Origin of the sequence: Burkholderia sp. SRS-25 (assembly GCF_004343765.1) — a bacterium.
Lineage (GTDB): Bacteria > Pseudomonadota > Gammaproteobacteria > Burkholderiales > Burkholderiaceae > Burkholderia > Burkholderia contaminans.
Window position 1 is genome coordinate 250,912 of record NZ_PTXM01000013.1, and the last position, 20,051, is coordinate 270,962.

A 20,051-nucleotide genomic window follows, 5' to 3' on the forward strand; every position below is an offset into this window, starting at 1 on the left:
GGAGGTCGAGCCGGATGTCATCCGGCCTCGTTGTCATCGAACTCGAAGGGAACGCGCGACTGCGCGAGCCACGACGTTCCCGCTTTGACGCGACCCGCCGGCAGGCGGGGCACGTCGACAAACGGAGCATCCGTTCGAGCGTGCGTCGCGTCGTACACGACGATCGCGCCCGATACAGAGCCGGATGGCGGCCAACCCACGAGCGGGATGACCGTCGCACTTCATCCGTTCGTGAATTTACACCTCGTTTCGAGATGGTCTTGTTACCAAAAGATAATCCTGAATCAGCCGGTTACGCAGCCGGTCGCCCCGCGCGACACACCTTTGGCTACTGAGATTTGATTCTCTCTCAACATTCGCGTCAATCAGTGCCAAATACTACATTTCCGCCAGATCGGCTCCCTCGATTGCGCGTGATTTTCACCGAAATCCTTTCAAAAAACCGGCACCGCACGTCACACGCCGCATAATCGTGCGCGCCGCCGGCCGGCGGCGTCGTCCCGGCACGGTGCACGGGCCGCCCGGCGGTTACACTCCGTAATCAACCCGCACGATCGCCGCTCAGGTTCGCAGCGCCGTCTCGCCCTCCCGATCCCGCAGATCGCCCATGCCGCCCTCGATCGACGCATCGCCGTGCGGCGTGAAACCGGCGGGACCGGCCATCTCCTCCTGCAACGCAGCATAGCCATCCATCACGAAGCGCGTGAACGCGTCCCGAAAGCGCGCCGAACTGAAGAACTCGGCATTCGCGCGACACGCGTGCGGATCGATCGCCCCGCGCGGCAGCGCTTCGAATCGGGCAAGCGCATCGACCAGTGCATCGACCGTCTGCGCGCGGTAGAACAGGCCCGTTGCGCCGGCGCCGGGCCACGCCCGCACCGACTCGCGCACGCCGCCCTTCCCGTACGCGATCACGGGCGTGCCGCATGCCTGCGCCTCGACCGGCGAAATGCCGAAATCCTCTTCCGCGGCGAACACGAATGCGCGCGCACGCTGCAGGTGGTCGTGCAGCACGTCGAACGGCTGGTAACCGAGCAGCGTGACGTTCGGCCCGGCCAGCGCGCGGATCTTCTCCATCTCCGGCCCGTCGCCGATCACGACGAGGCGGCGTTCCGGCGTACGCGAGAACGCGTCGACGATCAGGTCGATCCGCTTGTACGGCACGAGCCGCGACGCGGTCAGGTAGAACGCCTCCTTGTCCGGGCGCAGCGACAGGTGGTCGACGTCGACCGGCGGATAGATCACGGTCGCATCGCGCCGGTAAGTCTTGCGGATGCGGCGTGCGATGAAGTGCGAATTGGCGGCCACGCGATCGACGCCGTTCGCCGAACGCGCATCCCAGTTGCGGATGTAATGCAGGAGCGCACGCGCGATGACCGATTTTGGCCCGCGTGCGAGGCCGGCCTCGTTCAGGTACTGGTGTTGCAGGTCCCACGCATAGCGCACCGGCGAATGCACGTAGCTGGCGTGGAACTGGTCCGGGCCGCTGAGCACGCCCTTCGCAACCGCATACGAGCTCGACAGCACGACATCGTACGCCGACAGGTCGAACTGTTCGATGGCCAGCGGAAACAACGGCAGGTAGCTGCGGTAGCGCGTGCGCGCGAACGGCAGCTTCTGGATGAAGGACGTGCGCACCGCGCGGCCGCGCAGGCAGTCCCGATCCTCGAGGAAATCGACGAGGCTGTAGACATCGGCCTGCGGAAAGCAGTCGATCATGTGCGCCAGCACGCGTTCGGCACCGCCAGGCACGACCAGCCAGTCGTGAACGATTGCAATCTTCAAGTACCGCTCCCGATTCTCCATTGGCGTTCGACAGGGATGAGCCGCGCAACGCGGCCACCACGCCATGGCAATTATCGGAAAGCACCGGCACCGCCGATGTGTGCTAGCGGACATTACGGCGCTGTCGGCACATGACGCCTCGCTCGGGCGAACCCCGAGCATGGGTAAGCTTTCGAACAGACCGGCGCGCGCCGCATCCGCATCATGATCATCGCCGCTTCGCACTGGACGAACGTATCCGTGCGACATGGCGTGCTGAAGGTTTCACACGAGGACCGCATCATGGAATGGCATTGTTGTGAATTCGAACATCTGAGCGCCGTCGATCTCTATGCAATCCTGCGCGCACGCAACACCGTGCTGGTCGTCGAGGATGCGCATACTCATCTCGACATCGACGGCAAGGACGCCGGCGCATTGCACGTCTATGCAACCGTGCGCAACGGCGACGCGGCGGAAGTCGCGGCCTACGCACGACTCCTGCCCGGCGACGACATCGATCCGGACGTCGTGATCGACAAGGTATTGACGAGCGAAGCGTGCCGCGACGGCGATACGCTCGAACACCTGCTCGAACGTGCACTGACCGCCGCACTGGCCGCATGGCCGGACGCCGCGCTGCGCATGCACGTTCCCGCGCCGCGCCAGGCGTTCTACAAACGTTTCGGATTCCGCAAGGCGTACGGACCGTATCTCGAGCAAGGTGCACCGTTCGTCGGCATGATCCGGCCGGCCGACCGCACCGCCGGCGCGCTGCGCCAACTGCTGTCCCGGACCGTTTCGACGACCCGGCCCAGGAACGAAGACGCGCGTGCCGACGGACGCGTGCACAACCGGCTGCCCGCCGATACCGGAGCCAATCGATGACACGCACCCTACGCCCGGTTCCCGCACCCGACCTTCCACGCATCCTGCCGGTCATCCTCGCCGGCGGCTCCGGCACGCGCCTCTGGCCGCTGTCGCGCGAACAGTTTCCGAAGCAGCTGATCGAGCTGACCTCGAACGAATCGCCGTTGTCCGCGACGGCGCGCCGCCTGAACGGCATTGCGAACGCGGTGCTGGGCGACAAGCTGTTGCTGGTGTGCGGCGAACAGCATCGCATCATGAGCGCCGCGCAAGTGGTCGACCGTGCGGCGCCCGCCCGTATCCTGCTCGAACCCGCTGCGCGCAACACGGCACCGGCGCTCACGCTTGCCGCGCTCGACGCCAGCGTGTTCGAGGACGACCCCGTGCTCGCGGTGATGCCGGCCGATCACGCGATCGCCGATGTCGGCGCGTTCCAGGATGCGATCGCGCGCGCGGCTCGTTATGCGCAAGAGGGCGCGATCGTGACGCTCGGTGTGCTGCCTCGCCGCGCGGAAACGGGCTACGGCTATATCCGGGTCGGCGAGCCGCGGACGAGCCGCCACGGCGGAGAAGGCGGTTATTCGATCGGACGCTTCGTCGAGAAACCCGACGCGGCGCTCGCCGAGCGCTACCTGCAGTCGGGCGACTACTGGTGGAACAGCGGCATTTTCGTTACACGCGCATCGGTCTGGCTGAAGGCGATTCACGCGCTGGCGCCCGAAATCCATGCGGCCTGCGAGTCGGCGTGGCGCGCGGGCGTCGCCGACGATCCCTTCTTCCGGATCGACGCCGCGGCGTTCGACGCCTGCCCGTCCGACTCGATCGACTATGCGGTCATGGAGCGCCTGGCCGACAGCAGCGAACTCGGCATCGAAGGCATCGTGGTGCCGCTCTCGGCCGGCTGGTCGGACGTCGGCACGTGGGATGCGATCTGGGAAATCATGCCGAAGGACGACCAGGGCAACGTCGCCCGCGGCCCGATCGTGTTCGAGGACACGCAGGACAGCCTCGTGCGTTCGGAAGGCCGTCTCGTCGCGTGCGTCGGGATGAAGGATGTCGTCGTGATCGAAACGCCCGACGCGGTGCTCGTCGCGAACAGGCACGACGTGCAGCGCGTGAAGAACATCGTCGCGCGCCTGAAGAGCGACCGGCGCCCGCAGGCGAGCGAACACCGCAAGGTGCAGCGTCCGTGGGGGCACTACGATTCGATCGATCTCGGCGAGCGGTTCCAGGTGAAGCGGATCGTCGTCGAACCGGGCAAGCGGCTGTCGCTGCAGATGCACTATCACCGCGCCGAGCACTGGATCGTCGTGCGCGGCACCGCGAAGGTGACGCGCGGCAACGAGACCTTTCTGCTCAGCGAGAACGAGTCGACGTATATCGCCGTCGGCGAGGTCCACCGCCTCGAGAATCCCGGCCGCATTCCGCTCGAAATCATCGAAGTTCAATCGGGCAACTATCTCGGCGAAGACGATATCGTGCGCTTCGACGACCAGTACGGGCGCCCGGTCGTCGACACGCTGCCGGAACAGCAGGCGGTCCCGCTCACTGCACGGGAACCGCACGTGCCGGTGGTAGAGGGAGACGTCGTGCGGTAATCGCGTGCCGCGCACGCCGGCGCGTGCATCGATTCGTCGGTCGATGCCGCGCTACCGCGGGCGCGCCTGCCTGAGCGCTTCGCGCACTTGCGGCAACGCCGACGTATCGGCCCCGACCGCGTCGATCGACGCGGGCTGCGCGACCGGCAGCCTGCACTGCGCGGCATTCGTGCCGCCGGGGGGACAGCCTCCGCCCCCGCCCACCTGCACCGGCTCCCCGCCGATCGCGGACAACCGGTTATCCACGATCCGGTACTGCGACACGTTTCCCCACACGCGAATGCCGGCAAACCGCGCGCGCGACACACGGTTGCCGATTACGACCACGCGCGTCACCGAGCCCGACCACGTACTGACGTCGATCGCGGCCTGCTCGGTCAGCGGGCGCGGATCGGTGCGGCCGGCCGCGGTCTGGATATCGGAAATCTCGTTGTTCTCGACCAGCACGCCAGACGCCCCGTAGGTCCGTGAACTGTCCTCCTGTGCGACGAGAATGCCCGCACTCACCTGCACGTTGCGCACGACATTGTTCGCGATCGTCACGTCTGCTCCGCCCACCACCGTGATGCCGCGCCCCCACGCATTGCCCTCGAGCGAGTTGTCGGCGATCAGCACGTTGCGGCTGAGCACGCCGTCGCCCTGATAGCTCACCACGGCAATCATGTCGTCGCCGGTGCCGCGCACGACGTTGCCCCGCACGAGCACATTGCGTGCACCGTGCGTGATGTGGATGCCGTCCGCCAGCGTCGCCTGCACCTCGTTGCCGACAATCGCAATATCCGATCCGCCGAACACGAAAATGCCGCCTCCACCGCCGACGATCGCGTTGTCGAGCACCTGTACGTCGCGCCCCGTCACTTCGATCTTGGTCGACCTGGGTGTGCCCATTCGCGTCGAGCCCGTTCCCGCCAGCCGGAATCCGGCAATCGTCGTGCCCGTGCCGCGCATTTCGATCGTCTGGTCGTCCGGCACGGTCGCACTCAGCGTCGCGCCGTAGCCCGACAGCACGACCTGCGCTTGCCGAACGACGAGCGAGCGGCCGACGACGTAGCGCCCCGGCGCGAACACGAGTCGCTGGCCCGGCTGCAGCCCGTCCAGCGCGCGTTGCAGTGCGTCGGCCTGATCGTCGCCGTCGGACGCCGGGGTGACATGGGCATCCGGCACGGTCGCGCGGATCGTCACCTGCGCCGCCTGAGGCGCATGGGCCACCTTCTCCGCGTATGCCGCGTCCGCGGAACCGGTGCTCATCCACATGCCGAGCATCGCGCAGCAAAGACGGGAAAGGCGTCGGCGTCCGGTCATGCGGGTTGCGGCCGCACGGCCGCTCCACGACCCGGCCAGGCCGGGAATCCTGCGACGCGCGCGGTGCCCGTGCGCAGCGCGATCAGGTAAGCCGCCATCGGCACCGCCACGCCGGCAAGCGTGCCGATCGCGAGGTGCGTCGCGAGACTGCCGACGCCGGCGCGCATCAACACAATGCGCACGCCGGCCATCACCAGAATGTGCATCAGGTAGATCGGCATCGATGCGTACCCGATCGCCGCGAGCCAGCCGGCACGCGCGGACGACGCTGCATGGCGATATGCCAACTGCAGCATCAGCGCGATGCCGGCGAACGCGGCGGGAACGGCCCAGACACTCGTTGCGTTCCCGACGCCGTGCGCGAAGGCGACCGCCACGATGAAGCCCGCCGCCGCCAGCGCGCACGCCGCCGGATGACTGTTGCGTTCGAGCCAGCCGGGCAACGCACGCGACGCGACGACACCGGCCACGAAGAACGGCCAGTTCATCAGTGTGGTCGACCCGATGCCCCACTGCGTCGCCGCGCCGATCGCGAGCCCAAGCACTGCGCTTGCCGTGAGCGCGCCGCGGACGCGCGGTGGCATCGGCGTCTGCGGGAATGCAGGCACCCATCGTGCAAGCAACCATGCGCCGGTCATGCAAAGCATCAGCGCGTACAGGAACCAGAACTGCGCGAACGGCCGCCAGCCAATCGCCAGCAGATCGCCGACCGAGAACGGATGATTGGTCCCGTGCGATGCCATCGCAATCTGCACGCCGCCTTGCAGGACCGACCACAGCAGGTACGGATAGACGATCGTGCGTACTTTCGCCCCCATGAACCGTTGCGGCGCAGCGCGCAACGAGCTGCATACGTGCAGCCCGGACAGGAAGAAGAACAGCGGCATGTGAAACGTGTAGATCACGTAGTCGACCCAGGCCAACACGGTCTCGGACGCGCCGGCCGGCACGAGGCCCGACGAGACGGCGCCGCGCAATACGTGCCCGTAGACGACAAGAGTGATCCCCGCGCCGCGGGCGACGTCGAGGCTGGTTTCGCGTGCAGTCGTAGTCATGTGGCGGTCCAAGCGGCTGCCCCTTCAGGGCCAGCATGCATGGCGAGTGATCGTGAGAGGCCCCACTTTATGCATGCCGGCCTCGAAAGATTGTGGGCTGGACGACAGTTAGCCGATGTCGGGCGCATGCCGGTTCGCGACCCCGCGCGCGGCAGCGGTCGATTCACGTTCCGGCCGCTTCACGAACCATCCGAACACGACGATCAGCAGCACGACCGGCACGAAGTCCCGGCCGCTAAACAGGTTCGGAATCCGCAGGATTTCCATCAGCGACACATAGAGCACCGCGTGCGCACAGCACCAGAATCCGCTTCCGCTCCGCCATCCTGCATAGCCTCGCCCGAACACCCAGCCGGCGAACGCCGCGTTCAGCAGACCAAACCAGCCCCATTCGTAGAAGTGGACGAAAATGCCCGACGGATTGTTGAACTCGGGATCGGCATAGCTGTTCAGGAACAGGTCGACACTGTCGCCCGAGTCGAGCCACGGCTGGAGCGTTGCGCCGATCACCGGAAAATGCAGCAGCCAGTCGAACGTGAACATCGGATGCCCGTTGCCCCAACCGAGTACGTTGAGGATCCCGGCGCCATTGTTCAGCGACGTCGAGTAGTACAGGCCCAGGCGTTCGACTGCGAAATCGAAGATGTTGTCGTAGATGTTGATGTAGTAGGTTTCCCACGACCGGTTGTATTCGTTCACGATGAACAGGCCGAGCAGCAGCGGAATCGCCGCATACGGCCCGAGCGCAAGCAGTCGCAACCGCTTGCGGCCGAGCCGGAACCGCACGACCATCAATGCGAACGGCAATGCGATCTCGATGACCGCGAGCCGCTCCGCGAAGATGAAGCTGCGCAACAGCGTCAGCACGACCAGTAAGGCCAGGTATGCCTTGTAGCGATTGAAGCCCTTGACCGGCGTCCTGAACACGTAGAAATACAGCGCGACGAACGGCGCCGTCGCCTGCGTGAACGAACTCAGGCCCGTGACGCGCCCTTTCAGTTCGATCAGTTCGAACGTGTTTGCCGTGCCGGTAAGGAACTGCAGCAGGACGGCCGGATGCGCGAGCACGCCGCTCATCATCACGAGATAGCCGAACAGCGCGAGCGCGAACACGAAATCGAGCACGCGCGGCGACAGCTCCGCCGGCCCGTCGTCCGGCACCCGCCGGACCTGCGCATCGGTCGCCGCAACCCACGCGGCGGCCGTCAGCACCAACAGGAACAGGCCGCCCGCGAACGCTGAATATCCGTCGAAATAGACGCGCGCAATCGACTTCTGGTCGCCGAGCAGGCTCATCGACAGCAGCGCGTACAACGGCAGAATGAAGAGCAGCACGAGTCGTGCCGGATCTTCCCACCAGTAACCCGCGTATCCGGCCGCGCGTCCCACGCGAACCGCCTCGCGGCGCATCTCAGGCCGCCGCTGCCGCATGCGCGAGCGGGCAGCCACTCGTTTGTTCATGATGTCCGTTCCATTGCTTCGCCTGTGTGCAGCTTGCCGCGCGGCGCCGCGCGCTCGCCGCTCAGCCGGCCGGGCCGCGCGCACCCATCACGTCTGCGTAGCCGGATGCCGCCTGATGGGTGTTCGCATCCGTGTAACCGTAGGCATAACGTCCCGGCGCGCCCTTGAAGTCGTTCAGGATGACGCCGCGTACGGCGATTTGCGCGTTTTCGAGCCGTCGCGCGCTTTCGTCGAGTTCCGTCAGCGTCGTCACACCGCTGCGCGCGACGAGGAACACGGTTCCGGCCAGGCGTCCCAGCACCAGCGCGTCAGCCACGGGCAGCAGCGGCGGACCGTCGATCACGACCATCTCATAGCGCGACGCGACTTGCTCGATCAGTTCGGCGAACGCCGGCTGAAGCAGCAATTCACCCGGATCGGGCACGACGTTGCCCATCGGCATGAAATCGAGGCCGCGCATCGCTTCGCGCTTGATTGCCTGATCGAACCCGTGCGTGCCGCTCACGACGTCCGACAGGCCCGGCGCGCGGCTGAAGCGAAACCGCTCGTGCAGCGAGCCCTTGCGCAAGTCCGCGTCGATCAGCAGCACGCGTCGCTTCGCGGCTCCTACCAGCGACGCGAGATTCGCCGCGACGAACGACTTGCCGACACCCGTCGTCGGCCCCGAGATCAGCACGACGCGGTTCGGAGCGTCTGCCATCGCCAGTTGCAGCGCCGTGCGGAAATTACGCAGGCTTTCGAGCGCCGGGCCGTCCGGCGCCATCGGCAGTGCCGGCTTGCTCCCGGCGCGCCGCCGCGCGGCCTTTGACCGCGGCACGATCGGTTCGGACAGTGGGCTGTGCGGCACCGCCGCGAACACCGGCAAGCCTGTCGACCATTCGATTTCCTCGGCATCGCCGATCGTGCCGGCAACCCGCTGCCGCACAATCACGAACGCGGCGCCCGCCAGCAGGCCGAGGAGCAGCGACGCGATCACGGCCATCCCGCGATGCGGCCCGGTGGGCGTCTCCGCGATCTTCGCCGCGTCGACGATCCGCACGGTACCTGTCTTGCTGGCCCGCGCGAGGATCATCTGCTGACGCGTGTTGAGCAGGTTCGTGTAGAGCGCGGTATCGACGGCCACGTCGCGCTGCAGTTGCAGCACGCCCTGCTCGACGGTCGGCAACTGCTGGATCTGCTTGCGCACGGTGTCGAGCGAATGCTGCGCGTCGGCGAGCTGCGCGTCGACCGCCACGACGGCCGGATGCTTGGGCATGAACCGTGTCAGCAGTTCCTCGCGGCGCTGCTGGAGTGTCTGCACGCGCGTCTCGATGTCGACCGACTGCTGACGCAGCGCGAGCCCTTCGTCGCTGGTATTGACCGTGCCGTGCGACGCGCGGAACGCATTGAAGCGGCTTTCGGCCTTTTCGAGCTGCGCCTTCAACTGCGGCAGCTGCGCATCCATGAAGCGGATCAGTTTGTCGGCCGCTTCGGACTTGCGCTGCGTGTTCTGCGCCAGATACGCGTCGCCAACCGCATTCAGCACGCGGCTGTCGTGCACGGGATCGGGGCCGTCGAGCGTCACGCCGATCATGTTCGACTGCTTGCCGCGCTCCGAGATCAGCGCGTTCTTCTGCAGCCACGTGGTCGCCTCTTCGTCGCCGTAGCGCGTGAGGTCGAAGCGTGCGCCGGGCTCGCCCGCTAGGTCGCGCACGAATACGTCGAGCGGCCCCTGCGGCGTCTCGGCGTGCAGCGGCTGGCCGATCCTGCCCTGCCAGACTGGCCCGGTCCTGCCGAGCAACCCCGTGCGCTGCAGCGTATACGTGCCGCCGTTGCCGACGACGAGTGCGAAACGCTTACCGACGAAACGTTTCGGCACGTCGAAGGTCGGGACGTCGATGCGCTCCGTGCCGTACACATAGCCGCCCGGCAGCGGCGACGACAACCCGTCGGCCGCGTTCACGAACCGCCAGCCGATGACCGGCAGGTAGTGCGGCCGCGCATCGATGGCCAGGTTGGTATCGTCGACCGCACGCGCCATTACCGCGCGCGATTTCAACACCTCGATCTCGGTCGACGCATCGGTCTTCAGGTCAAACACCGACGACGGGTCGCCCGGCGGCGAGTTCGTTTTCGACTCGGTCGGGCTCTGCTCGACCTGGAACAGGATATCGGTCCGGTAAACCGGGCGCGCGCAGAGCGCATAGAGGGCCCCGGCCAGCGCGCCGGCGAGCGCCGTGCACAGGATTAGCCGCCGGCCGCCAACGAGCATGGCCCAGTAGCGGCGATACGGATAGGACGGCCGCAGCGCGGGCCCGTCGTGCGGGTCAGGGAGAGTCTGGGCGTTCATACAGGATCGGTCCCGTAGACGCTACGCATCGCAATTGCGCGATCCGTCGCGAGGTTCACGGCGAAATGGCCTTGGCCGTCAGCGCACCCTGCGCGGACGACGGAATCAGCAGGTTGACGACGCGGCTCCAGCGCACCAGCGACGACGCATCGACGAACACCACGTCGCGACGCTCGAGCGGAAAACGGTCGGCGAGAGCGAACGAGGCCGGCGAACGCCCATCAAGGTGATAGACCTGCGGCCGGTTGCCGGGCCCGCGCCGTACCACGAACACCTGACGCGCATCGGCCGTGTACTGGCTGACGCCGCCCGTGTCGCCGAGCGCTTCGCCGAGGCTCATGCGGCCGTCGGTCAGCGTGAGCGTCGCCGGACGCGACACCTCACCGAGCACGAATACCTTGCTGTCGTTCGCCGCGCGCACCCGCACCAGGTCGCCGTCGCGCAGCAGGATGTTCGTCGGATTGATGCCCGCGGCCAGCATGGCCGGCAGGCTCACCATCACGGTCTTGTCGCCGCGCGTCACCGACACCTGCGAGCGGTCGGCCGTCGCGGTGAAGCCGCCTGCGCGATCGATCGCCTCGGGCAGCGTCATCGGCATGTCGTTGACGATCTGCAGCCCCGGGGTACGCACTTCGCCGTCGAGATAGACGCGCTTGCTGCGGTACGCCTGGACGCGCACTGCGATTTGCGGCTTGCGCACGTATTCGCCGAGCCGCTTCGTCAGCACCGCGCGCGCTTGCGCCTCGGTCAGCCCCGCCACGTGCACGAGGCCCGCGTACGCGAACTGCACGCTGCCGCTCGCGTCCACCGTGTAGCCGGTCGCGACCGAACTGGCACCCACGCCATCGCCGCCGCCCGTCGTCTGGGTCGTCTGCAGGTTCAGCTCGGGGTGATCCCACACGACGATGTTCAGCACGTCGCCGGCACCGATCACGTAGGGCTTCGGCGTACCGAACAACTGGCGGATCTCGGCGTCGACGTTTGCATGCTGTGCCGCATCATGCTGCTCGACGAACGCCGGCGTGATCTCGATCAGGTCTTCGCTCGACACGTTCTGCACCCCGTCGAGGCCGCCCGCGCCCGATGCGTCGGCGCTCACGCGCGCATTCGCGTCGCGCTCGGCCGGCGGGCGATACGTCATGCCCGGTGAGAACGCACACGCGCTCAGTGTGCATACGGTCGCCGCCAGCGCCACGCGCGACAGATAGCGCGTGCACCACTGCCACATCGCGCGTATCGATTCCTTTTGCGTCGTCGTTGACATGATGTCCTTCCAAAACTGTGCGGTAACCCGCCGAACGCGGCGGGCTCCGGCATTACGCTTGCCTGCGCGGCTCGCATTGCGGCGCCGCACCTCCCTCGTCACCGCACGTCATTCCGTACGATTCGTCATGAACTGCTCCTTCTCGCTTTCGTCGCTCGCTTGCATCCTGTCAGCCGGCTTCGCCTGCAGCGCCGATGCACAATCGCTGCGCCCAGACCCGGCCGATGCGCCGGCCTTCACCTCGCCGGCGGCGATCGCGCAGACCCTGCCGGTTCCGCGGCAGCGTTCGGCGCAGACCGCGACGGTCGGCGCCGCGACGCCGGCCTCCGATTCCGCCGCGCCGGGCCTTGCGCCTCCCGGCCCTCGCGCCGACACGGAACCGGAATCGCGTGCCCGCGGCGTGCTGCGTCGGCCGCTCGCGCCGAGCCGGCCGGGCCGCCCGAAAGCAGCCAGTGCATCCGGCGACGGTGCGTGGGATACCGGCACGCTGTACGCATCGCCCTACACGACGTCGCCCTACGCACAGCCGGGTGACACGGACTGACGCCGCCGCCCGGTCATGCGCCGGTGCAACGGCGCGTGCGCTGATACGGGATTGGACACCGGTGCGACGGGCGCGTCTGTGAGCAAGCCCACCGAACGCCGATCTTCATACGAACGGGGATCGCACCCCGCCAACCGCCCAACTTCGCGCGACGTTCATCAGGAACTTCCGACCGACACGTTCGTGTAGGACCGACCTGCCGCGTCCGGTGCCGACGGATCGGAAACACGTCCGACCGTCCACCCCGAGTCGCCGCTCAACACCTGCGTGCAGAGATCGATCACGGCCGCGGTTCCCGCGATGCCGTACAGCGCGTGATCGACCTGCGGCATCAAGTGCAGGCGCACGTGGCGCGAGCGGCGGAACGCGTGTTCGACCGCGCCGAAGTGACGCCGGACGTCGTCGATGCCGGGATCGAGCGCGCCGTAGACGAGCATCGTCCGGACGTTGCGCTGCGCGAGTTCGCGCATCACGCCGCGCGGCGTACCGGCGCGCGGCTTCCAGCCGATACGCGCGGCCACCCTCTTCACGGGCACGCTGATGCGTGCGATCCCGTTCGCGGCCACCGCACGCAGGATCGGGCGCACGTCGCGCCTTTCGAGGACGAGCCGCTTCCAGCGACGCCAGTCGCGCAACGACAGCCAGTAGCCTCGAACCGAATTGATCCGCTGCTTCTGCGCGGCTTCGAGCGTGAGCCCGGCCGGCCACACGAAGCGTGCGAGGTTGATCGCGATCACGCCGCCGAGCGACGCCGTTTTCACCGCCGCATGCAACGCCGCGTAGGCACCCGAACAGATGCCGGCCGCGACAACGTCCGGATGACCCAGCGCGCGCAACCAGTCGGCGGCCGCCGCGACGTCGTCGATCGCCTGCGGCGAGTACACGACGCCCGACTGGTCGTCCGGTGCGTCGGGCCCGCTGTCCCCCACGCCGTTCACGTCGATCCGCAACGTCGTCACGCCGGCCCGCGCCAGCGTGCGGGCCAGACGCACGCCGAAGCGCCCTTCGCCGCTACGCGGATTCGTCGACGTATTCGCGATCACGAGCGCCGGACCGACCGGCGTGGGCGGCCGGGTGTCGGCCGGGCGGCACAGCACGCCGACCAGCCGGTTCGGGCCGACCGCGACGACCTGCTCCGTCATGTCGCCCATGTCGAGCGCCGCGGCCGACTCGCCGCTCCATGTATGGACGGCGCGCGTCGGAACGCCGGCTGCGGATGCGGCAATGTCGCGGCCCGGTGCACGCGCGACGATCCAGTTCACCAGCGTGTCGATCGCCGCGTGCGGCAACTGCGAACGCGTGCCGTCGAGCATCGTCGTCGGCCATTCGCGGAACGCATCGCAGGTCACGTTCACGCCGCGCGCCACGAGTGCGTCGCGCAACGCCGGCCCGTCGCCCTGCTCCGGCTGGATCAGCAGCATCGCGCCGGGCAGCGCCGGCGCATCACGCACGACGTCGCACAGATCGATGGCCTTCAGCGCATCGGCTAACTCGGCCGGGAAGCGATGCCCGAGCACGTTCATGCACGGCTCGTCGCGGTGCGCGGCGCGGGTCGCGGGCGGCATCGTATCGAGCCACTGACGATGCACGAACGTCAGCTCGCGCAGGTACGCACGACCGCGCACGACCGGCGACAGCGCCACCATCGCATCGACAGGCGGCGACGTGCGCCGGCCCGCGGCGGCCAGCATCGCGAACAACGCGCCCGCACGCATGCCGACGAGCGTCAGCGCAGTCACGCCGGCGTCGTCGCGCAACAGGTCGATCGCGCGATGAATGCTGTCGATGCTGGCGGCATGCCGTCCGGCGTCGAGATCGTCGCCGGCCGAATCGCCGGCGCACGGGTAGTTGAACCGCAACACCGTAATGCCCGCGTCGGCGAGACGCTCCGCGACGGCTCGCATGAGCTTGTGCGTCCACGCGGCCTCATGGCCAAGCGATTCGCACAGGATCACGCCCTGTGCCGTCTGTCCTTCGTGCAGCCACCCAACGCAGCTACCGAACGTTATCGGCTTCACTCGGTACTCCTCGGATCGGTATTTGTTTTTCCGTGCACAACCACGCCGGCGGCTCCACCAGAGTGCGCGATGGCGCATTTCCAGCCGTCGGTCCGCCCTGGCAGGAACCGGCTGCAACCATCCGCCGCGCCCCTGCGCGGCCCGCCCGCCGTATTCCATGCGTCCAATTAGATCATCGGGCCCCACCGGCCTTCGGTGCGCCAGCTTACAAATGCATTCATCACCGACACGACGCAACGCCGCGGCCCCTTTCGCGATTCATTCCGTCATGCGAACCGAATCCGCGAACGGTAGGCTCGCGAACAATCCCCCGTTGCCCGGCCCGTATCATGACCGCCATACGATGTGGCCGTGCCGGCATCGCCGGTGGACACCGGCAACGCCGGAACGGGTCGCGAATCCTCGCAGCCGGGTCAGCGCCGACCGGCCGCGCATCCGTACGGCACCACGTTACCCGCCGCCATGCGATCCCCAACGGCGCCGACCGAGCGAATGTCAAACCTCAAGAAAAACTTCCTGCTGCTGCTGACGTTGCAGATTTCGATGTATGCGGTGCCGCTGCTGATCGCGCCGCTGCTGACGCACGCGCTGGGCCCCGAAGGCTACGGCCAGCTCGCGTTCTCACTCGCGGTGATCGCGTATCTCACCAACTGCACGAGCTATAGCTTCGATCTGACCGCCACGCCGCGCATCGCGCTGGCACGCGACGACCGCGCCGAACGCTCGCGTATCTTCTGGGCGACGCTGTACGCGCAGATCGGGATCGCGCTCATCTGTTTCATCGTGCTGGTCCTGCTGACCCTGTTGATCGGGCGTTTCGGCGAGGACCGCGACCTGCTTCTGATCGGCTTCGGCATGGTGGCCGGCGTCGCCTTCACGCCCGGCTGGTATTTCCAGGGGATGGAGAAGCTGCGCGCACTCAGCGTGATCCTGTTCGTCGGCCGCGTACTGAGCCTGCCCGCGATGTTCGCGCTCGTGCACAGCCCGGAGGACATCGATCGCGCGATGATCGTCAACGCCGCGGTGCCCATGCTGTCGGCGATCGCGCTGGCCGTCTATCTGTACTTCCATCGCGAAATCGACTTCGTCCGCGTCGGCGTGGCCGACATCGCCGAATCGCTGAAAGGCGGCTGGCAGGTGTTTCTCGCGTCGACGTCGATCGCGTTCTATGCATCGACCAACACGGTGCTGCTCGGCTTCGTGTCGGGCAACGTCGCGGCCGGCTACTTCGCCGCCGGCGACAAGCTGATCCGCGCGGCGCTAAGCCTGCTCCAGCCGCTGAAGGCCGCCACCTATCCGCGCATCAGCTACCTGATGCGGCACGCGCGCAACGACGCGTTCTCGTTCCTGCGCAAGCTGTTCGTCGTGCAGGTCGTGATGGTGCTCTGCATCTCACTCGTGATTTTCTTCGGCGCGCCGCTAGCCGTGCGCATCCTGTACGGCCCGTCGTACGAACCGACGGTTCATGTGCTGCGCTGGATGGCGTTCATCCCGTTCATGGCCGGCATGACCGACCTGTTCGGCGTGCAGACCATGCTGCCGCTCGGCATGAAAACGGCTTTCACGCGCATCCTGATGTCGTCCGGTATCCTGAACATCGTGCTGCTGCCCGTGCTCGCGAAGTACTTCGCGGAGCTGGGTGCCGCGGCCGCCGTGCTGCTCGCGGAGGCCGCAGTCGCCGCCGCGCTCGCGGCGGTCGTCTATCGCGCCGGCATTCCGCTGCCCGGCAGCTCCATTGCGCGCCGCTAGCCTCCGGCCGCACGACGGCGCGCTGCGGGTTACGCGCGCCGAGAAGCCCGAACCCAGTTCATGCGGGAGCCGCTCATGGCAGACCTGACCATCGCAATCTGCAACTACAACCACGGCGCCTATCTGCGTGCCGCGATCGACTCCGCGCTCGCCCAGACCGCCGAAGATGTCCGCGTCCTGGTGGTCGACGACGGCTCGACCGACGACTCCCGCGACATCATCCGCTCCTACGGGGAGCGCATCGCGGCGGTTTTCCAGGAGAATCGCGGCCAGGTCGCCGCATACAACCGCGCGCTGGAGCACGTCGCGACCCGCCATGTGCTGCTGCTCGACGCGGACGACCTGCTCTACCCCGACGCGGCTGCCCGCGTGCTGACCGCGTTCGCCTCCGGCGACTTCGTGAAGGTGCACTTCCGGCTCGACGTGATCACGCAGGAAGGCACCGCGACGGGCGTCACGGTCCCGCAGTCGGGTGTGGCCACCGATTGCGGCCGCCTGCTGCGCGCGGGCTGGCTGTATCCGTCGCCGCCCGCGTCGGGCAACGCATACCGGACCGACGCGCTCCGGCGCATCTTCCCGGTGCCCGTCACACCCGACAACCTGCACGGCGCCGATTTCTACGCGATCTACGGGATCGCGCTGCTCGGCGCGGTTCACATGATCGATGCGACGCTCGGCGGCTATCGCGTTCATCCACCGGCTGCCCCTGCCGCCGGCGACGTCAACCGCGACACGGCCGATCTTGCGTTCGCCAATGCGGAGGATGCCGCCACCGGTGCGTTGAAGTCCGCACGCCGATGGTCAACGCTGCGCACGATTGCCGGCACGCGGCTAAACGAAGCGCTGCCGGCCGAACCGTTCGACTTCTCGATCGAAAAGGCGCGCTTCGCGAGCACGCTGTACCGGGCGCCGCTCGCGCGCCGCTGGCGCTGGTTCCTGTCCGATTCGGATCGCTACTGGCATACCGTGCTACGCAATCCGTTCTGGCGGCCGTTCAAAAAGCTGGCCGTCAGCGGACTGTCGCTCGCGTGCCTGCTGCCGTCATCGACGCTCAGCGATCGTGCGATTCGCTACATCGCCAATCCGCTTGCGCGCGTCCGCCCGTCGACCGATTCGCGAACCGCGGCCCGCGCTGCCCGATAGCGAAGTGCGTGCCCGATCCATTCGATGCGTTCGCAACGAGCCGGACTGCGCGCGTCACCGCCGTTCCGCGCGAAACACCTGTATTCAGGTACTTCTTACGGTGTCACACGATCGCGATCGGGAACGTTGACCACCTCTCCGCTTCGCCAGGCACCCGCACCCAAGAAAGATCGGACATATCGGTAGAAACACCGATGCTGTAGTCAAACTACATTTGTACGATTGGTCGCTGCAGAGAATCGCTACATCCGATTCGGCAGCGCCGGGCGGTCCGCGTCGCCGTCCTCGATGTTCGATCGGGCCCAACCGGCCGTAACGATTCCCCGCCTGGCCCGGCATGCCGACGCGCAACCACCCAGCATCGCCAGCCAATTGCGTCCGGTGCGAATCCACCGGACGTGCGCAGCTCCAGACATCATCCGAACAACCGGCAATACGATCATGGAGAGCAACATGCGGGACACCCTCTGGCCGGCCGTCGTGCTGGCAGCGACCCTCTGCACCACCGCCTACGCCGGCGACGCCGATTTCAACGCGCAGGGCGACGCGACCGAAGCGTTCGCGTCCGCCGCGGCGGTCCGGCGCGCTGACTCGCTCGTGCGCAAGATGACGCTCGACGAAAAACTTCAATTCATTCATTCGCAATACGAAATGTCGAAAGTGCCGGGCGGTGGCGCCGGCTACATCCAGGGCGTGCCGCGGCTCGGCATTCCCGACCTGAACATGGTCGATTCAGCGACGGGTTCCGGCAGCACGTCGCAGGCCAGCACGACATTCCCTGCGACGATCGCCGTCGCCGCGAGCTGGGATCGCCGCCTGTCGTACGACTACGGCAAGCAGGTCGCGATCCAGTTGCGCGCGCAAGGCTTCGGCATGGGCCTCGGTGGCGGCACCAACCTCGCGCGCGAGCCGCGCGGCGGCCGCCTGTTCGAGTATCTCGGCGAGGATCCGCTGCTGGCCGGCGACCTGCTCGCCGAACGCACGCTCGCCACGCAGCGGCAGAAAGTCATCGCGACCATCAAGCACTACGCCGGGAACGAACAGGAGCACGGCCGGATGGGCGGCAACACGCAGATCGACGAGCGCACGCTGCGCGAGCTCTACCTGCTGCCGTTCGAGATCGCCGCGAAGCGCGGGCGGCCCGGCAGCGTGATGTGCAGCTACAACCGCCTGAACGGTGCATATGCCTGCGAGAACCCTCACCTGCTGAACGACGTGCTGAAGAACGAATGGGGCTTCCAGGGCCAGGTGCAGTCCGACTGGGGCGCGACGCACAGCACCGCTGCCGCGATCAATGCCGGGCTCGACGAGGAAGAAGACGTCGGATCGACCGTGTACCTCACACCGGCGGCCGTCAAGCAGGCCATCGCGAACGGGTCGGTGTCGACCGCGCGCCTCGACGACATGGTGCGACGCAAGCTCGCGGTGATGATCCGCGTCGGCGTGATGGACGATCCGGCCAGGGGCGGCGGCACGATCGATTTCGCGGCCGCGAACCGGTTCGCTCAGGCCGCTTCCGAGCAGTCGATCGTGCTGCTGAAGAACGACGGCAACCAGTTGCCGCTCGCCGCGTCGGCGCTGTCGCGCATCGCGGTGATCGGCGGCCATGCCGATACGGCCGTGCTGTCCGGCGGCGGCTCGGGCAACACGCGCGATCCCGTATCGGGATCGTTCGCGGGCTGCGGTGGCCTGACGTTCGGGTCATCGACGGGATGCAGCTGGTGGCGCAATCCGTGGCTGAAGGTCGACGTACCGATCGTCGCGGCGATCCGCGCGCTCGCGCCGGCCGCCCAGGTCACGTTCGCGGGCAACACCGACCAGCAGTCGCCGTTCCGCGCGTACACGCAACAGGAGATCGACCAGGCCGCCGCGCTCGCGGGCCGCTCGGACGTCGCGATCGTCGTGGTCGCGCAGCCGGCCGGCGAGGATTTCGGTGATCTCCAGAGCCTGAGCCTCGCAAACCCGTCGAACCAGGATGCGCTCATCGAAGCCGTCGCCCGCGCGAATCCGCACACGATCGTCGTGGTCCAGAGCGGCAACCCGGTGCTGATGCCGTGGAAGGACCAGGTCTCCGCGATCGTCGAGGCGTGGTATCCGGGCGAAGCCGGCGGCAAGGCGATCGCGAACGTGCTGTTCGGTGCGGTCAATCCGTCCGGCAAGCTGCCTGTCACGTTCCCCGCACGCGACCAGGATTCGCCGACCTGGGGGCAAAACGGTGCGTTCGACAACGATCCCGTCTATGCGGAAAAGCTGAACATGGGCTATCGCTGGTATGACGCGCACAACATCAAGCCGATGTTCGAGTTCGGCTATGGGCTGTCGTACACGCACTTCGCGTATTCGGGGCTGTCGGTGTCGAAGCAATGGGACGGCGCACTGAGCGTCGCATTCACGGTGCGTAACGACGGGCGCGTCGCCGGCGCGGAAACACCGCAGGTCTATCTGGGCGTGCCGTACAAGGACGAACCGCCGAAGCGCCTGGTCGGCTGGGAGAAGATCCGGCTGAATCCGGGCGAGACGCGGCGGGTACGCGTGACCGTATCGCCGCGGATGCAGAGCGTGTGGGATACGTCGCGTAACGGCTGGCGCGTGGTGCCGGGCGGAACGGTGTACGTCGGTGCATCGTCGCGGGATATTCGGTTGCAGGGGAACTGAGCGGTAGCGAAGGAACGGAAGCGCCCGGCCCCGCGGGGCCCGCGCGGGCGGTGTAACGCAAGCGCCAACGCCCCCCCGAACCGCACCCCCACGCCACCCACCGCCCGCGCCCGGCCCTCCCCCGGGGGCCCCCCCCCCGCCCCCCCCCGCCGCGCCCTGTACGAACAGCCACAGCGCCGCGCTGCAGAACACGACGGGCGCGCAGAACGGCAGCATCGCGGCGAGCGCCGTGACGAGGCCGAGCAGCGCCGCATGCGGGACGCCGGCCAGCGCATACGCGACACCGAGCAGCGCGCCCTCGC

General features: G+C 67.4%; 13 protein-coding genes and 1 pseudogene. 6 read left to right on the top strand and 8 right to left on the bottom strand.

Annotated elements, in window-relative coordinates; genetic code table 11:
- Nucleotides 1-561: 561 nt before the first annotated feature.
- The gene (locus tag C5O79_RS19330; RefSeq protein ID WP_046548522.1) at nucleotides 562-1,785 is read right to left on the bottom strand and encodes a glycosyltransferase family 4 protein; all 1,224 of its coding nucleotides are present in this window, start codon (nucleotides 1,783-1,785) and stop codon (nucleotides 562-564) included.
- Between the two features lie 204 nt (nucleotides 1,786-1,989).
- Here C5O79_RS19330 and C5O79_RS19335 point away from each other — a divergent pair, with 204 nt between their 5' ends.
- On the top strand, nucleotides 1,990-2,652 hold the full coding sequence (locus C5O79_RS19335) for a drug:proton antiporter (protein ID WP_081421063.1): 663 nt from the start codon (nucleotides 1,990-1,992) through the stop codon (nucleotides 2,650-2,652).
- Nucleotides 2,649-4,229, top strand: a complete 1,581-nt coding sequence (locus C5O79_RS19340) for a mannose-1-phosphate guanylyltransferase/mannose-6-phosphate isomerase (RefSeq protein ID WP_122475632.1) — start codon at nucleotides 2,649-2,651, stop codon at nucleotides 4,227-4,229. The genes C5O79_RS19335 and C5O79_RS19340 overlap by 4 nt, the downstream gene beginning before the upstream one ends.
- A 51-nt stretch (nucleotides 4,230-4,280) precedes the next feature.
- Here C5O79_RS19340 and C5O79_RS19345 read toward each other — a convergent pair whose 3' ends face one another.
- The 5 genes from C5O79_RS19345 to C5O79_RS19365 form a co-directional block, all read right to left on the bottom strand.
- Nucleotides 4,281-5,531, bottom strand: a complete 1,251-nt coding sequence (locus C5O79_RS19345) for a right-handed parallel beta-helix repeat-containing protein (RefSeq protein ID WP_122475630.1) — start codon at nucleotides 5,529-5,531, stop codon at nucleotides 4,281-4,283.
- Entirely contained in the window at nucleotides 5,528-6,586 is a 1,059-nt protein-coding gene (locus tag C5O79_RS19350; protein ID WP_046547634.1) for an acyltransferase, read from the bottom strand. Before C5O79_RS19350 ends, C5O79_RS19345 begins: the two co-directional genes overlap by 4 nt.
- 108 nt (nucleotides 6,587-6,694) lie before the next feature.
- Nucleotides 6,695-8,017 carry an oligosaccharide repeat unit polymerase gene (locus tag C5O79_RS19355; RefSeq protein WP_163009053.1) on the bottom strand — a complete coding sequence of 441 codons (1,323 nt, stop codon included), beginning with the start codon at nucleotides 8,015-8,017 and terminating at the stop codon, nucleotides 6,695-6,697.
- A gap of 91 nt (nucleotides 8,018-8,108) precedes the next feature.
- Nucleotides 8,109-10,376, bottom strand: a complete 2,268-nt coding sequence (locus tag C5O79_RS19360; protein WP_046547632.1) for a polysaccharide biosynthesis tyrosine autokinase — start codon at nucleotides 10,374-10,376, stop codon at nucleotides 8,109-8,111.
- Nucleotides 10,377-10,431: 55 nt separating this feature from the next.
- A complete protein-coding gene (locus C5O79_RS19365) occupies nucleotides 10,432-11,640 on the bottom strand; it encodes a polysaccharide biosynthesis/export family protein (protein ID WP_226148553.1) in 1,209 nt (402 codons plus the stop codon).
- A gap of 58 nt (nucleotides 11,641-11,698) precedes the next feature.
- On the opposite strand from C5O79_RS19365, the gene C5O79_RS19370 reads away from it, so the two are divergent.
- Nucleotides 11,699-12,184 (top strand): hypothetical protein, encoded by a 486-nt coding sequence (locus tag C5O79_RS19370; RefSeq protein ID WP_226148554.1) that lies wholly within the window; start codon nucleotides 11,699-11,701, stop codon nucleotides 12,182-12,184.
- Nucleotides 12,185-12,342: 158 nt separating this feature from the next.
- Here the strand turns inward: C5O79_RS19370 and C5O79_RS19375 are convergent, their stop codons facing one another.
- Entirely contained in the window at nucleotides 12,343-14,202 is a 1,860-nt protein-coding gene (locus C5O79_RS19375; RefSeq protein ID WP_122475628.1) for an alpha/beta hydrolase, read from the bottom strand.
- 492 nt (nucleotides 14,203-14,694) lie between these two features.
- On the opposite strand from C5O79_RS19375, the gene C5O79_RS19380 reads away from it, so the two are divergent.
- The 3 genes from C5O79_RS19380 to C5O79_RS19390 all read left to right on the top strand — a co-directional run bounded on the left by C5O79_RS19380 (nucleotide 14,695) and on the right by C5O79_RS19390 (nucleotide 19,749).
- Nucleotides 14,695-15,951 carry an oligosaccharide flippase family protein gene (locus tag C5O79_RS19380; protein ID WP_047850114.1) on the top strand — a complete coding sequence of 419 codons (1,257 nt, stop codon included), beginning with the start codon at nucleotides 14,695-14,697 and terminating at the stop codon, nucleotides 15,949-15,951.
- 75 nt (nucleotides 15,952-16,026) lie between these two features.
- Nucleotides 16,027-17,094, top strand: coding sequence for a glycosyltransferase (locus C5O79_RS19385; RefSeq protein ID WP_047850115.1), 1,068 nt, complete (start codon nucleotides 16,027-16,029; stop codon nucleotides 17,092-17,094).
- A 453-nt stretch (nucleotides 17,095-17,547) separates the two neighbouring features.
- Nucleotides 17,548-19,749 (top strand): glycoside hydrolase family 3 C-terminal domain-containing protein, encoded by a 2,202-nt coding sequence (locus C5O79_RS19390; RefSeq protein ID WP_122477404.1) that lies wholly within the window; start codon nucleotides 17,548-17,550, stop codon nucleotides 19,747-19,749.
- A gap of 150 nt (nucleotides 19,750-19,899) precedes the next feature.
- Here the strand turns inward: C5O79_RS19390 and C5O79_RS19395 are convergent.
- A pseudogene (locus C5O79_RS19395) lies at nucleotides 19,900-20,051 on the bottom strand (AI-2E family transporter); the annotation flags it as partial.